This is a genomic window from Clostridium sp. (assembly GCF_051654825.1).
Lineage (GTDB): Bacteria > Bacillota > Clostridia > Clostridiales > Clostridiaceae > Clostridium.
This window is the reverse complement of sequence record NZ_JBOFYU010000242.1, coordinates 43,504-58,073: the sequence shown is the minus strand read 5'-3', so window position 1 is coordinate 58,073 and position 14,570 is coordinate 43,504. Positions and strand designations below refer to the sequence as shown.

14 protein-coding genes are annotated in these 14,570 nt (G+C 31.7%); 9 read left to right on the top strand and 5 right to left on the bottom strand.

The window, feature by feature from the left end:
- Positions 1-353 precede the first annotated feature (353 nt).
- The 4 genes from ACRDBA_RS15020 to ACRDBA_RS15005 are packed head-to-tail and all read left to right on the top strand — an operon-like array spanning position 354 to position 3,560.
- On the top strand, positions 354-536 hold the full coding sequence (locus ACRDBA_RS15020; RefSeq protein ID WP_438573741.1) for a hypothetical protein: 183 nt from the start codon (positions 354-356) through the stop codon (positions 534-536).
- A complete protein-coding gene (locus ACRDBA_RS15015) occupies positions 533-1,240 on the top strand; it encodes a Fic family protein (protein ID WP_438573740.1) in 708 nt (235 codons plus the stop codon). Before ACRDBA_RS15020 ends, ACRDBA_RS15015 begins: the two co-directional genes overlap by 4 nt.
- A complete protein-coding gene (locus ACRDBA_RS15010; RefSeq protein ID WP_438573739.1) occupies positions 1,240-2,385 on the top strand; it encodes a 5-bromo-4-chloroindolyl phosphate hydrolysis family protein in 1,146 nt (381 codons plus the stop codon). Before ACRDBA_RS15015 ends, ACRDBA_RS15010 begins: the two co-directional genes overlap by 1 nt.
- Positions 2,386-2,411: 26 nt before the next feature.
- Positions 2,412-3,560: a toxic anion resistance protein gene (locus ACRDBA_RS15005; RefSeq protein WP_438573738.1), complete on the top strand. Its 1,149-nt coding sequence runs from the start codon at positions 2,412-2,414 to the stop codon at positions 3,558-3,560.
- A 78-nt stretch (positions 3,561-3,638) separates the two neighbouring features.
- Here ACRDBA_RS15005 and ACRDBA_RS15000 read toward each other — a convergent pair whose 3' ends face one another.
- Both ACRDBA_RS15000 and ACRDBA_RS14995 read right to left on the bottom strand, forming a co-directional pair.
- Positions 3,639-4,019, bottom strand: coding sequence for a desulfoferrodoxin family protein (locus tag ACRDBA_RS15000; protein WP_438573737.1), 381 nt, complete (start codon positions 4,017-4,019; stop codon positions 3,639-3,641).
- 69 nt (positions 4,020-4,088) lie between these two features.
- Positions 4,089-4,862, bottom strand: a complete 774-nt coding sequence (locus tag ACRDBA_RS14995) for a DUF4422 domain-containing protein (protein ID WP_438573736.1) — start codon at positions 4,860-4,862, stop codon at positions 4,089-4,091.
- Between the two features lie 202 nt (positions 4,863-5,064).
- On the opposite strand from ACRDBA_RS14995, the gene rfbG reads away from it, so the two are divergent.
- The 5 genes from rfbG to rfbF are packed head-to-tail and all read left to right on the top strand — an operon-like array spanning position 5,065 to position 9,702.
- On the top strand, positions 5,065-6,138 hold the full coding sequence (rfbG, locus tag ACRDBA_RS14990) for a CDP-glucose 4,6-dehydratase (RefSeq protein ID WP_438573735.1): 1,074 nt from the start codon (positions 5,065-5,067) through the stop codon (positions 6,136-6,138).
- A gap of 10 nt (positions 6,139-6,148) precedes the next feature.
- Positions 6,149-7,042, top strand: a complete 894-nt coding sequence (locus ACRDBA_RS14985) for an NAD-dependent epimerase/dehydratase family protein (protein ID WP_438573734.1) — start codon at positions 6,149-6,151, stop codon at positions 7,040-7,042.
- Positions 7,026-8,369, top strand: a complete 1,344-nt coding sequence (gene rfbH / locus ACRDBA_RS14980) for a lipopolysaccharide biosynthesis protein RfbH (protein ID WP_438573733.1) — start codon at positions 7,026-7,028, stop codon at positions 8,367-8,369. The genes ACRDBA_RS14985 and rfbH overlap by 17 nt, the downstream gene beginning before the upstream one ends.
- Entirely contained in the window at positions 8,362-8,907 is a 546-nt protein-coding gene (locus tag ACRDBA_RS14975) for a dTDP-4-dehydrorhamnose 3,5-epimerase family protein (protein ID WP_438573732.1), read from the top strand. The genes rfbH and ACRDBA_RS14975 overlap by 8 nt, the downstream gene beginning before the upstream one ends.
- Positions 8,908-8,931: 24 nt before the next feature.
- A complete protein-coding gene (gene rfbF, locus ACRDBA_RS14970) occupies positions 8,932-9,702 on the top strand; it encodes a glucose-1-phosphate cytidylyltransferase (RefSeq protein WP_438573731.1) in 771 nt (256 codons plus the stop codon).
- Positions 9,703-9,793: 91 nt separating this feature from the next.
- On the opposite strand, the gene ACRDBA_RS14965 is transcribed toward rfbF, so the two are convergent.
- The 3 genes from ACRDBA_RS14965 to ACRDBA_RS14955 form a co-directional block, all read right to left on the bottom strand.
- Positions 9,794-11,248 carry a hypothetical protein gene (locus ACRDBA_RS14965; protein ID WP_438573730.1) on the bottom strand — a complete coding sequence of 485 codons (1,455 nt, stop codon included), beginning with the start codon at positions 11,246-11,248 and terminating at the stop codon, positions 9,794-9,796.
- 32 nt (positions 11,249-11,280) lie between these two features.
- A complete protein-coding gene (locus tag ACRDBA_RS14960) occupies positions 11,281-12,075 on the bottom strand; it encodes a DUF11 domain-containing protein (RefSeq protein ID WP_438573729.1) in 795 nt (264 codons plus the stop codon).
- A gap of 239 nt (positions 12,076-12,314) precedes the next feature.
- On the bottom strand, positions 12,315-14,552 hold the full coding sequence (locus ACRDBA_RS14955) for a beta strand repeat-containing protein (RefSeq protein ID WP_438573728.1): 2,238 nt from the start codon (positions 14,550-14,552) through the stop codon (positions 12,315-12,317).
- Between the last annotated feature and the right edge of the window lie 18 nt (positions 14,553-14,570).

Genomic DNA, 14,570 nt, shown 5'->3' with positions numbered 1-14,570 from the left:
ACACTCAAAAAACGCCTTTTTGCAAGGCTTGATTGGTGTGCAGATAAACTAAATTAAGGCATAGGTATTAATTGCTATACCTACGCCTTAGTAAAAATTATCATAGAAAGCTATTTACAGAAAAACTTTCACAGTCTCTTTAATTTAAAAATATGATAATTAATTTTTAGGACTATGACTATAAAATCATAGTCCTTTTTAGAATTACATATCCAATACGACTGACTTGACGAAAAACATATAAAATTATATTATAAAAATACCTTGACAAAACTTTATATTGAAAGTAATCATATACAAAATAAATAAGATTCAGTGTACAATATAAATATAAAACGACAGGAGTAAATTAAATGGGATTATTAAAAAATTTAGGTAAGATTGGAAGAAGAGATAGTTTACAGGAAATGGCACAATATAACAATGAATTAAATATTATAAGTTATCATAATTATAGCTTTGATTTAGATTTACTATTTGGGAATAATACTAATATTAAATTTTTTAAAATACCTAAGGAGGTATATAATAAATGAGCAAACAATTTATAGATGCTTTAATCGAAACAAAGGAATTTAAAAATTCCCTATACAGCATATTAAAACATAGCTTTTTATATCACTCAAATAAAATAGAGGGCAGTACTTTCACAACAGAAGCTCTAGCTCTTTTACTAGATAAAAATGTTGTAACTGGAAAACATACTTTAGATGATGTTCAAGAAACTGTAAACTCTAGTTACGTTTTTGATAGAATATTTGAAACTCTAAATAACAAAATTGATGACCAGTTTCTAAAGGATCTACACGCAAGACTTATGTTTAATACATCATTACATCAAAGAGGTTATGCTGGTATCTACAAAACAATTCCTAACATGATAATAGGAACTAAAGCTAAAATAGCTCAACCATTTGAAGTACAGCCTAAACTTGATGAATTACTTGAATGGTACTATAGCTTAGAAAATATAACTTTAGCTGATATAGCAAGTTTCCACTATAAATTTGAAATAATACATCCATTCCAAGATGGAAATGGTCGTATAGGAAGATTTATAATGTTAAAACAAATGTTAGAAAACAACCTACCTATAAAAATAGTATCTTGGGATAGTGAAGATCTATATAGAGAAAGTCTAAACCTATGTGATCCTGACAACCAAGATCCTTTAGCCAAGTATCTAGAAAGTCTAGAAGACTTTAGCGAAGAATATAGAATGCTTTGGGAGGTAAGATAATGGATAAAAAGGATTTTTCTGATTTAGAAGATCGAATTATGTTTACCGTTGATAATGCACTTAAAGCAATAGATTTTGCTAATTTAAAAAAAGATATTAATAATAAAACTGATGATGCTTTAAATCAATTTAAATCAAAGCTTAATGAATATAGTTTAAAGTATAAAAACTTAAATAAAAAATCTAAACGAGATATATCATCATATCTCTGTAAAAAACCAGCTGGAAGTACTTCTAGTATAGTATATATAGTTTTTGGCTTAGGTGGAACTTTACTTCATGCGTCTTCAGTATTTACATTTTTCATGTTCAAAGCCCTATTTAGCAGTACGGTTATTCCAGGAAGTAATGTTGTTTTTGGAGTTTCATTAACCTTCCTTATAATAAGTATAGGGTTATTAGCAAGGGGTATATTTTTAAGAAAAAGATTAAGTCGATTTAAGCAATATGTAAAGTTTCTTAATAATAATTACTATTTTTTAATTAAAGATTTAGCAAAATTCTATAAGCAAAAAGAAAGTTTTGTAATAAAGGATTTAAATAAAATGATTGATCTAGGTATGTTTCTTGAAGGTCATATAGATGATGAAAATACTTATTTTATGCTAACTGATGAAGTATACCGTGATTATTTAAATTTTAAAAAACAAGCACAAGAAGAAGCTTTAAATAAGCAAAAGTTAGATGATGAAATAAATAGTTCAAAAAATAGCGGAGTATTATCTACTATTAAAGCAGGTAGAGATTATATAGAACAAATAAAAGCTATAAGAAATGATATCTCCTCAGGAGAAATAACTATAAAGTTAGATAAATTAATAAGTGTTTCAAGTCAAATACTTAGCCAAGTTGAGAAAAATCCTAAAAAGATAAATGAGGTTAATAAATTTATAAATCATTATCTTCCTGTGACTATAAAATTGGTGGATTCATATAAAGATTTAAGTAGCCAATTAGTTCAAGGTGATAATATAAAAAGTGCTAAAATTGAAATTGAAAAGAGTATATATCTTATTAATAATGCTTTTGAAAATTTATTAGATGATTTATTTGAAGATGTTGCACTAGATATATCTACTGATATTTCTGTTCTTAAAACATTATTTAAACAAGAAGGACTAGCAGAAGAAGATTTTAAAAAGTAAATTTCAAATAAAAGGGAGGTAATACAATGAGTGATGATTTCAAATCAGATTCTATTAATATAAAACCTGAACTAACTTTTCAGCCATTCCAAGATGAAGTGAAAGAGGTTAATGTTCAAGAAGAAAAATTAGAAGAAAAAATAGTTGATGAAATTCAGCTTACAGATGAAGAGAAAAATATGGTCGACCAATTTGTTGATAAGATAGAAATAAATGATTCAAATTCTATACTTCAATATGGTGTAGGGGCTCAAAAGAAAATTTCTGACTTTTCTCAATCAGCATTAGATGATGTAAAAACTAAAGATTTAGGTGAAATAGGAGATATTTTATCTAGTGTGGTTTATGAATTAAAGAACTTTGAAGAATCAGAAGATAAAAAAGGAATTCTCGGATTCTTTAAAAAAGGTAAAGATAAAATTACTCAAATGAAAATAAACTATGAGAAAGTAGAAAATAATATTAGCAAAATGTGTACAGTCCTTGAAACTCATCAAATACAACTTTTAAAAGATATCGCTATGTTAGATAGAATGTATGAGATAAACAAAGTGTACTTTAAAGAACTGTATATGTATATATTAGCAGGTAAAAAGAAACTTCAAAAACTTGAAAAAGAAGAACTTCCTAAACTTAAAGAAAAAGCAAGAGTTAGTGGTAACCCTCAGGATGCTCAAGAATTAAATGACTTTATCGCTCTTTGTAATAGATTTGAAAAGAAGATTCATGATTTAGAGTTAACTAAAATGGTTTCTTTACAAATGGCACCTCAAATTCGTTTAATTCAAAATAATGATTCATTGATGGCTGAAAAAATACAATCTACAATTATAAATACTATTCCACTTTGGAAAAGTCAAATAGTTTTAGCTCTAGGGGTAGCTCATGCTAGTGATGCTGCTAAAGTTCAAAGAGAAGTAACTGATATGACAAATGAGCTTTTACGTAAAAATGCAGAGATATTAAAAACTTCAACTATAGAAACTGCAAAAGAGTGTGAAAGAGGAATTGTTGATATTGAAACACTTAGATATACTAATGAGTCATTGATTTCAACTCTTGATGAAATACTTAATATACAAACAGAAGGACGTCAAAAGCGTAGGGAAGCAGAAGCAGAATTAAGAGTTATTGAAGATCAGTTGAAAAATAAACTTTTAGATTTTAAATATTAGATATATATGTACTTTATAATAAATAATAGAAACCGTATCATAAATTATATGATACGGTTTTTTTTATATTAAATAATATTAAGCTTTAGTCATCCACAATCCATGAAGATTACAATAAGCATAAACCTCTTGTAGTTTTTCATCTGGGCATAGAGCAAAATCTACTATAGGATCTGTATTAGTTTTTAGATATTTACGTTGCGTCCCTTGAGTTGTAACAATATGAACCCAAACTATACTATGAGCATCTTCCATAGGATGTTTAATACTACCTACATCTACCTTTACACTATTTCCATTAACTGTAACTTGAGGAACATGTTTTTCTTGTGCTGCATTTGTAGAGTTAGCAATTAACTCTTTCATAGGCTTGTTATCACAAGAAATCTCACATCCATTACTTTCTATTACTTCTACTATATCCTGATTATCACTACTTATTAAAAATTTATTATTCATAAGTACAAAACCTCCATAAGCTTTTTATCTAGTATGTGTTTTTAATAAGTAATTTATCAGCTAATATTACTACTTCCACTCATTTACTTTTATTGTATAATTAGGTCCATTATTGTCAATATATATTAATGGAACTTCGCATATTCTAGTATCTGTGTGAGTTCTTAAGTACTCTACATAAACAGAAAATATCCTCTCTCCTAAAAAAGCAAACATTCTAGATTGACTTACTAAATTCTCATCTTTCTTTAACTCTTCAAACACCGAAAAAGCAAACTTCATATAATCCTCAAATATTTCTCTCTTAGTTATAAACAAGTTGCAAAAATATGCATAACTTCTATTACAAACCGTAGCCAATGACTCTGAATAATCTGGGAATTTTGTATTTATAACTTCTATCAGTTTATTTATAGGATATGTTCCATGACAAACGGTGAACTGACCATATACATTTAGATTTACATTCGCAAAATCCATTCTTGGAGGTAATACCAAGTCATATTCATCTAATAATTTTTGTAAAGTTTCATAATCCCACTTTACATCTTCAAGAGGGTTTTCTGAAAAATTTATATCTTTTTCGAAACATAAGTATCTTCTATAGTGAAAAAAGCCTATATACTTTGCTTTAAGATCATTTTTTAAAGCCCAGTAAAAAGTAGTATATTCAGCATATAAGTCATTTTCATTAGCCATGTTATCTCCTGTATCTGCTGTTAAAAGGTTTAGCCCATAGTCTTTTGGAGAAATGTGAGTAAACACATCTGATATTAATTGAACATAAGGTTTATGATGAAGTACATATATACTTATTGGATTTTCACTTTTAAAATTATTCATTTATAAATCAATCCTTTCTCATTATTAAACTAATTCCAAAATATATTTATAAAACACAGATATATTTATATATGTTTTAAAGAGTATTTTTTCTATAATAGATTTCTAATTACTTAGCTATATTTATTTAAGGTAACTTTGACTCTTTTTACACATATATTAAAAATGTAATAAAAAATACTTATTTATATTGGGTGATTATATGCAAAAAGACTTTTGGAAGGACAAAACTGTTTTGGTTACAGGACACACAGGCTTTAAAGGCTCTTGGATGTGTGCCTATTTACTAGAACTCGGCGCTCATGTTATTGGATATTCACTAGACCCTAAACATGAAAAAGATAATTATAATTTATGCAACTTGAAAGATAAAATAGTAGATGTTAGAGGCGATATTAGAGATTTAGATAGTATGAAAGAGGTCTTTGATAAACATCTTCCAGATATAGTGTTTCATCTTGCTGCACAACCACTGGTTATAGATTCTTATAAAGCACCTTATGATACCTATGAAATCAATGTACTTGGGACTTTAAATGTTCTTGAGTGCATAAAAAGTATACCTAAAAAAAGTATTGGTGTAATGATAACTACAGATAAATGTTATGAAAACAAAGAACATCCATGGGGTTATAGAGAAAATGATACCCTAGGAGGTTATGACATGTACAGTTCTTCTAAAGCTTGTTGTGAAATTTTAATAAGTTCTTTTAGAAATTCATTTTTAAATACAAAAGATTATGATAAACATGAAAAAGCTATAAGCTCTGTTAGAGCTGGAAATGTTATTGGTGGTGGTGATTGGTCTGAATATAGACTAATACCAGACTGTGTAAAAGCTCTAGAAAATAATGATAAGGTTACTATAAGAAGCCCTCATAGCGTTCGACCTTGGCAACATGTGCTAGAACCTGTTGGTGGATACATATTACTTGCTGAAAAAATGTATGCAAATCCATTAAAATATACAGGTGCTTATAACTTTGGTCCAAATATGAATGAAGTTGTTACAGTAGAAGATTTAGCTAAGAAGATTGTTAAAGCTATTAATAAAGAAGATTTATTAGTAATTGAAGAAAATAATGATTTTCATGAAGCAAATTTATTGTTTTTAGATATTTCCAAGGCTAAGTTTGAACTTGGCTGGAAACCAGTTTTAGATATAGATCAAACTATAGATTTTACTATGGATTGGTATAAAAACTACACAAATCAAGATCCATATGATATTTGTAAAAAACAAATCCAATCTTATCATATGCTATTAAACAAATAGAGGTATTATTATGAGCAAATTTATTGTTACAGGAGCTACTGGTTTTGTTGGTAGTAATCTATGTAAAAGGTTAATATATGATAATCATGAGGTTCATGTTATCTGTAGAGAAAACAGCAATTTAAGTAGTCTAGATGATATCCTAGATAAAGTAAATATCTTTAGATATGGTGATGATATAAATACTTTAATAGATTACTTTAAAAATATAAAAGCTGACTGTGTATTTCATCTGGCATCTTTATTTATAGCTGAGCATAGTAGCAAAGATGTATCTAATTTAATAGATAGCAATATTAAGTTTTCAACAGAAATTTTAGAGGCTATGTATTTATCAAACACTAAAACAATAGTAAATACAGGTACTTCTTGGCAACATTTTGAAAATGATGATTATAATCCAGTTTGTCTATATGCTGCTACAAAGCAAGCTTTTGAAGCAATTCTAACTTATTATGTTAATGCTTATGATTTTAAAGCTATAACACTAAAATTATTTGATACTTATGGTGAAACTGATAAGCGAAATAAGCTAATCAACAATCTTAAAAATATAGCTCTTAATAAAACCGAGTTAAACATGTCTAATGGCTATCAAAAAATTGATTTAACTCATGTGGAAGATGTTATCATTGGATTTTTACATGCCTTTGATTTAACTCGTACTGGTAATTTTGAAAATAATAAAAGTTACGCAGTTTGCACAGGTAGAACAACTACACTCAGAGAGCTAATTAAAGTTTTTGAAGAAGTAAATAATTTAAAATTAAATATAAATTGGGGAGCTCGACCTTACAGATTTAGAGAGGTTTTAATACCTTGGGACAATTATACTATGCTTCCAGAATGGAAAAGTACTATTTCATTAGAAGAGGGGGTAGCTAGAATTGGAAAAAGCACTTAGAAATGATATTTTAGATTTGGTAAAAAAGTATTACGATGAGGTTTTTGCTAAAGAAGAAGGTTGGAGTGAAGGTAAAAAAATAAATTATTCAGGAAGATGTTTTGATGAAGAAGAGTTAGTTAACTTAGTAGATTCATCACTAGATTTTTGGCTTACAGCTGGAAGATATGTTGATAAATTTGAAAAAGACTTCGCCAACTTTATAGGCGTTAAATATTGCTCTACTACAACTTCTGGATCTTCTGCTAACTTACTTGCTTTTATGGCACTAACTTCGCCTAAATTAGGTGATAAGCGTATAAAAAAAGGTGATGAAGTTATTACCGTTGCCGCAGGTTTCCCAACTACTATAGCTCCTATAGTTCAATATGGTGCTATTCCTGTATTTGTTGATGTTGATATTCCATCATATAATATAAAAGTTTCTGAACTTGAAAAAGCATTATCACCTTTAACTAAATGTGTAATGATAGCTCATACTCTAGGAAATCCATTTGATTTACAAGCTGTAAGAGAGTTTTGTGATAACCATGATCTATGGCTTATAGAAGATAACTGTGATGCCTTAGGTTCTAAGTATTTATACAATGGAGAGTTAAAATATACTGGTACTGTTGGTCATATAGGTACTTCTAGTTTTTATCCTCCACATCATATGACTACAGGTGAGGGTGGTGCTATTTATACAAACTCTCAACTTTTAAATAGATTAATCGAATCTTTTAGAGACTGGGGAAGAGATTGTTACTGCAAATCTGGTTATGATAATACATGTAAACATAGATTTAGCATGAAGTTTGGAGATTTACCTATGGGATATGACCATAAGTATGTATATTCTCATTGGGGATACAACTTAAAAATGACTGAAATGCAAGGTGCTATAGGTTGCGCTCAAATAAAAAAAGTAGATGATTTCAGTGCTAAAAGAATTGCCAACTGGAATAAATTAAGAGATGGCTTAAAAGATTTACAAGACTACTTTATATTGCCAGAGGCTAGTGAAAATGCTATACCTAGCTGGTTTGGTTTTATGTTAACTATAAAAAATGATGCTATTGATAGATTAGAGCTATTAAAATATCTAGAAGATAATAATATTCAAACAAGATTATTATTTGCAGGTAATATCACTAGACAGCCTTTGTTTAAAGAAGTTCGTGAAAGTGGAAATTATAGAATCGTTGGAAACCTTGAAAATACTGATATTATAGCTGAAAATTCATTCTGGGTAGGTGTTTATCCAAAACTAACAGATGATATGCTTGAGTATATGATAAAAACAATTAAAGATTTTGTTAAAAAAGTAGAGGCTAAAAATGTTTAATTTAAATATGATAGATATAGAGGGGTGTTATCTTATAAGTCCAAACACCTTTGAAGATTTAAGAGGTAGTTTTACTAAAATCTTTCATGATGATTTTTTTATAGAAAATAATCTAAGAACTGATTTTACAGAAGAGTACTACTCTATATCAAAATATAATGTATTTAGAGGTTTGCATTTTCAATATCCACCTATGGACCATGCTAAGATGGTAACTTGTTTAAGCGGGAAAGTTTTAGATATAATAGTTGATTTAAGAAAAGATAGTAAAACTTATTTAAAAACTTATAGTATTGAACTTAGTAGTGAAAATAGAAATCTACTATATCTACCTAGTGGTATAGCTCATGGATTTTTAGTTACGTCTAAAGAAGATGCTTTGATGCTTTACAAAGTTACTAGTGTGTTTTCAAAAGAGCATGATGGTGGGGTTAATTATGAATATATAAAAGATTATCTTCCTAATTTTGAAAATTTAATTATATCTGATAAAGATTTAGAACTACCACTACTTAAGGATTTTGAAAATCCATTTTAAATAATACATCGGGAGTGAATATGTATGAAGGTAGTTATTTTGGCTGGAGGCTTTGGAACTAGAATAGGCGAGGAGACAGCAGTTATTCCAAAACCTTTAGTTCCAATAGGTGATATGCCTATACTGTGGCATATTATGAAGATTTATTCAACTTATGGTTTTAATGACTTTATTATTTGTTTAGGTTATAAAGGTAATTGTATAAAGGAGTTTTTCTCTAAACTTAAAATGTTTGAATCTGATGTTACCTTTGATTATAGTAATGGATTTAATATGACTTTTCATAATGAACCTAAAAATCCTTGGAAGGTTACTTTAGTGGATACTGGTTTAAATAGTATGACAGGTGGAAGATTAAAGAGAATAGCTCATCTTATAGGTGAAGATGATTTTATGTTTACTTATGGTGATGGTTTATCTAATATAAATCTTAATGAACTTATTAAATCTCATAAAGAAAGTAATCAGCTAGCTACTGTAACTGCTGTAAGGCCTGTTGCTAGATTTGGTTCTATGGTTTTAGAAAATGGTAGTGTTACTGAGTTTAAGGAAAAGATAACAGGGGATCATGAGTGGATAAATGGTGGTTTCTTTGTTGCAAATTATAAGATATTTGATTATATAGATGGTGATAGCTGTATTTTAGAGCAAGAACCTTTAAGAAACTTAGCTACTGATGGGCAGTTAAATGCTTATAAACATACAGGTTTTTGGCATCCTATGGACACTTTAAAAGAAAAAAATTATTTAAATGATTTATGGAATAGTAATAAAGCTGAATGGAAAATTTGGTAATATTTAATAGTAAAGGGTATGTAATTTCTTACATACCCTTTTTAAGCTATTATATTTAATTTTCTCTTGATTTATTAAGTTATAATTATACTTATAAAATTTCAACTATAGAAATACTTGCATTTAATAATGTAAGTGTTCCCGATGCAACTGTAGTTGCTAAATTAAGTGTAGAAGATGATGCGCCTACTGTAATTATTGTACTTCCTGCTGAACTTATAAGTTGTGCACCTGAGTTGCTAGCTATACTTTCAGTTATTGGTGCTCCATCTAAAATTAGCCCAGCTGAAATAGAACTATTTGCTGTACTACCTTGTGTTCCTGCATTTACAACATATGATACATAGTAGCTATGGTTAGGTGCCAGAGTTATTGTATCTGTAGGTGTACTTCCTGTTATGTCTCCACCATTTGATGCGATAGGTTTATCAAAGGTTATGTTTGTTTGAGCATTTGGTAATATTGCTGTTGCCTGTGAGGCTCCTATTGCTAAAAATTGATTTGTAGAAGTTACTCCAGTACTTCCTGTTGCCCCTGTATCTCCTGTTGCTCCTGTACTTCCAGTTGCTCCTGTACTTCCTGTTGCCCCTGTATCTCCTGTTGCCCCAGTGCTTCCTGTTACTCCAGTACTTCCTGTTGCCCCTGTACTTCCTGTTGCTCCAGTACTTCCAGTTGCCCCAGTACTTCCTGTTGCTCCAGTACTTCCTGTTGCTCCAGTGCTTCCTGTTGCTCCAGTGCTTCCTGTTGCTCCTTGTAATGAACTTAACCATTCTTGTTCTGTTCCTGTGTATCCATTTATTATAGCTATTTCATATGCAGATAAACCTCTTATACCAGTAGCACCTGTTGCTCCAGTTGCTCCAGTGCTTCCAGTTGCTCCTGTTGCTCCTTTTGATGCTAATAATGTATAATCAGGTGAACTTCCTGGTGTTCCTTGTGGATTAGGTGTATTCACTACATATGCAGACCCATTATATAAAATAACTTGACCTGGTTGATATCCTGGTGAATTAGCTGGATTAAACCCTGTTGCCCCTTGCAATCCTGCTCCCGTTGCTCCTGTTGCTCCCGTCGCTCCTGTTGCTCCTCCAGCTATAAATAAACTATAATCAGCTGAACTTCCTGGTGTTCCTTGTGGATTATACGTATTTACTATATAAGCAGACCCATTATATAAAATAACTTGACCCGGATAATACCAAGGTGCATTATTTGGATCAAAAGTAGTTGCTCCTTGTAATCCTACACCAGTAGCTCCTGTTGGACCAGTAGCTCCTGTTGCTCCTACTGGCCCTGGCGGACATATTTTTTGACTACATCCACATTGCTGGTCACAGTTACATGTGTCATTGCATACATTAGTGCTACATCCACAAGAGTTATAATTATGTGCTCCATAATTAGATGAGTTAGTTTGAAGTGTATAGTTTTCTTGATTTGCTCCAGATTGCCATAGGTTAGAGTTATTTATAGGATTATTATCATAGGTATAGTTTGTTGGCTTTACAATATACTTGTTGTTTAAATTGTAGTCTTGACCTGACATATTTTCACTCCTTAATAATATTTATAATGATATCAATAGCTAATAATTTTAGTGCATATATTATTACTTTCTGATTCTCCTATAGATTTGATTATTGTACTATTGTACTGAACTGAGTATTCATATTCTACTAACGCTCTATTACAAACAATACATGCTAAGGAATTGCTTGGAATTATAGTTTCAAATTCTATAATTAGAATTGTATTTTTAGGAATAGTACCTAAGTTTACTCCATTTGATAATGATTCAACTTGTGCTGGAACTCCATTTATATATATTGTATTGTCTTTTAGTGCTAGCATTGCCGGTAGTGTGTCATAAAAGATAACATTTGTTATATCTACATTACTGTTATTTTTTATATTTACAGAATATCTTAGTGTATCTCCTTTGCTTACGCATACTTTATCTGCACTTTTTGTAGTACATACATCAATTTTTATAATAGGTATATTTACACCTTCTACATTGAAATTATAACCTGAACACATATCATCTTTATACTTTATGTTAATAATATTTTGAACATAGTCATCTTTACAACATTGATTAAATTGTGCTTTATATTTTATATATATAGTTTTTTGAGGCAGTATTGATGGTATCACAAGTGATATATTATTTTGAGTACATTTGATTCCTATAATTGAATTACTATCATCTATTATTAGTGATAAACAGTTGTCTATATCTATATTTATACATACATTTTGGGCTTCTTCATCTCCCATATTTGATATAGCTAGAGAGTATTCCACTGTATCAGGTAGACAAGACATTAAATAGTTTTTGTTTGATGTTTCATTTACTCTAATATCTATCATAATTTCCCTCCTTCCTTGGTAGTTCAACTTAATAATATAAATTAAGGACTACATTCTATAATATGATTTATTCATTTTGAGTGCTATTAATATGGTTTAAATATATATACTAAATGTAATTTGTTATATTTTATAAAATTATACATTGATTTATATAAAAAGCTGTAGATATAGTTATTTTTATGTGTATATATCTACAGCTTAAAGTTGAAATTTTTATTTATGTTTAGTTAATAAAATTATGATAGTTCTACTATAGTTATAGCTATATTAGAGTCATTATTTCCTTGCTGTGAAGCCGGAAATACTGCCCCCGTATTTATACTTCCTATTTGTAAAGTTCCTTGACTTCCTCCTGTACATATTATAGAACTTCTACTTCTGTTTGGTCTTTCTGTTGAACCTAATACACTAAAATCATTTACCGCAGATCCTGCAACTGCAGATCCATTTAAAAATAGTGTTACATAATAAGATGTTGCTAGTGGAGGGTTTTCATTTGCACTCCATGAAACAAGGTAGCAATGATTTGCAGCTAGTGTAATATCTGTAGATCCAGCTGTATGTGCAATGTCAGTACCTATTATTACTACATTTGTATCTAATGGTACTGGTTGATTTGCTGATGTTGACGTAAATGCTGCATTATTTGTAATATAAGCATAGTTATATGAAAATACACCAGTACTTCCAGTAGAACCTGTTTCGCCTGTTGCTCCAGTGGCACCTGTTTCACCTGTTGCTCCAGTTGCTCCTGTTACTCCAGTTGCTCCTGTTGCACCTGTTTCACCTGTTACTCCTGTTTCACCTGTTGCTCCAGTGGCACCTGTTTCGCCTGTTGCTCCAGTGGCACCTGTTTCGCCTGTTGCTCCAGTGACACCTGTTGCACCTGTTTCGCCTGTTGCTCCAGTGGCACCTGTTTCACCTGTTACTCCTGTTTCGCCTGTTGCTCCAGTGGCACCTGTTTCGCCTGTTGCTCCAGTGACACCTGTTGCACCTGTTGCACCTGTTTCGCCTGTTGCTCCAGTGGCACCTGTTTCGCCTGTTGCTCCTGTTACTCCAGTGGATCCTGTTGCACCTGTTTCGCCTGTTGCTCCAGTGGCACCTGTTTCGCCTGTTGCTCCTGTTACTCCAGTGGATCCTGTTGCTCCTGTGGCACCAGTAGAACCTGTTGCACCTGTTACTCCAGTTGAACCTGTTGCACCTGTTTCTCCTGTTACTCCAGTTGCACCTGTGGCACCTGTTTCGCCTGTAGCTCCTGTTACTCCAGTGACACCTGTTTCGCCTGTGGCTCCTGTAGCTCCTGTAGCTCCTGTTTCACCAGTGGCTCCAGTGGCACCTGTTTCACCAGTAGCACCTGTTACACCTGTTGAACCTGTTACTCCAGTAGCACCTGTTTCGCCTGTAGCTCCTGTAGCACCTGTTGCACCTGTTGCTCCTGTAGCACCTGTTACTCCAGTGACACCTGTTTCGCCTGTGGCTCCTGTAGCTCCTGTTTCACCAGTAGAACCTGTTACACCTGTTGAACCTGTTACTCCAGTAGCACCTGTTTCGCCTGTAGCTCCTGTAGCACCTGTTTCACCAGTGGCTCCTGTTGCTCCTGTTACTCCAGTGACACCTGTTTCGCCTGTGGCTCCTGTAGCGCCTGTAGCGCCTGTTGTTCCTGTCGCTCCTGTTGCTCCAGTGGCACCTTTTGCTGCTAATAGTGTATAATCAGGTGAACTTCCTGGCGTTCCTTGTGGATTGGATGTATTTACTACATATGAAGACCCATTATATATAACTACTTGTCCTTCCATGTATCCAGATGAATTCGCTGGATTATATCCAGTTGCTCCTTGTAATCCTGCTCCTGTAGCTCCAGATATTCCTGTAGCTCCAGTTGCACCTGTTACTCCTTTTGATGCTAATAGAGTATAGTCCGGTGAACTTCCCGGTGTTCCTTGTGGATTTGCAGTATTTACTACATATGAAGATCCATTAAATATAACTACTTGCCCTGGAAGGTATTGTGGTGAATTTATTGGATTATATCCAGTCGCTCCTTGTAGTCCTGCGCCTGTAGCTCCTGTTGGTCCTGTTACTCCTTGAGAAATAAATAAGCTATAATCAGGTGAGCTACCTGGTATTCCTTGTGGATTATATGTGTTTACTATATATGAAGATCCATTATATAGAATTACTTGGCCTGGATAGTACCAAGGTGAATTATTCGGATCAAAAGTAGTTGCTCCTTGTAATCCAACGCCTGTTACTCCTGTAGCACCCGTTGGTCCTGTTGGTCCTAATGGACCCGGAGGACAGATTTTCTGACTACATCCACTCTCACTCTCACAACTACATATACTATTGCATATACTATTTTTGTTAATATCACAACCACACGTCGATGAATTTGTTGCAACTTTTTTATCATAAGTACAGTTAGATGGCTTTATAACATATTGATTATTACCGTTATAATATTGTTCTGTCATATTTTCACTCCTCAATCA

Coding starts and splice junctions, on each gene's coding strand:
- ACRDBA_RS15020 (WP_438573741.1), top strand. CDS start 354: ATGGGATTATTAAAAAATTTAGGTAAGATTGGAAGAAGAGATAGTTTA.
- ACRDBA_RS15015 (WP_438573740.1), top strand. CDS start 533: ATGAGCAAACAATTTATAGATGCTTTAATCGAAACAAAGGAATTTAAA.
- ACRDBA_RS15010 (WP_438573739.1), top strand. CDS start 1,240: ATGGATAAAAAGGATTTTTCTGATTTAGAAGATCGAATTATGTTTACC.
- ACRDBA_RS15005 (WP_438573738.1), top strand. CDS start 2,412: ATGAGTGATGATTTCAAATCAGATTCTATTAATATAAAACCTGAACTA.
- ACRDBA_RS15000 (WP_438573737.1), bottom strand. CDS start 4,019: ATGAATAATAAATTTTTAATAAGTAGTGATAATCAGGATATAGTAGAA.
- ACRDBA_RS14995 (WP_438573736.1), bottom strand. CDS start 4,862: ATGAATAATTTTAAAAGTGAAAATCCAATAAGTATATATGTACTTCAT.
- rfbG (WP_438573735.1), top strand. CDS start 5,065: ATGCAAAAAGACTTTTGGAAGGACAAAACTGTTTTGGTTACAGGACAC.
- ACRDBA_RS14985 (WP_438573734.1), top strand. CDS start 6,149: ATGAGCAAATTTATTGTTACAGGAGCTACTGGTTTTGTTGGTAGTAAT.
- ACRDBA_RS14975 (WP_438573732.1), top strand. CDS start 8,362: ATGTTTAATTTAAATATGATAGATATAGAGGGGTGTTATCTTATAAGT.
- rfbF (WP_438573731.1), top strand. CDS start 8,932: ATGAAGGTAGTTATTTTGGCTGGAGGCTTTGGAACTAGAATAGGCGAG.
- ACRDBA_RS14965 (WP_438573730.1), bottom strand. CDS start 11,248: ATGTCAGGTCAAGACTACAATTTAAACAACAAGTATATTGTAAAGCCA.
- ACRDBA_RS14960 (WP_438573729.1), bottom strand. CDS start 12,075: ATGATAGATATTAGAGTAAATGAAACATCAAACAAAAACTATTTAATG.
- ACRDBA_RS14955 (WP_438573728.1), bottom strand. CDS start 14,552: ATGACAGAACAATATTATAACGGTAATAATCAATATGTTATAAAGCCA.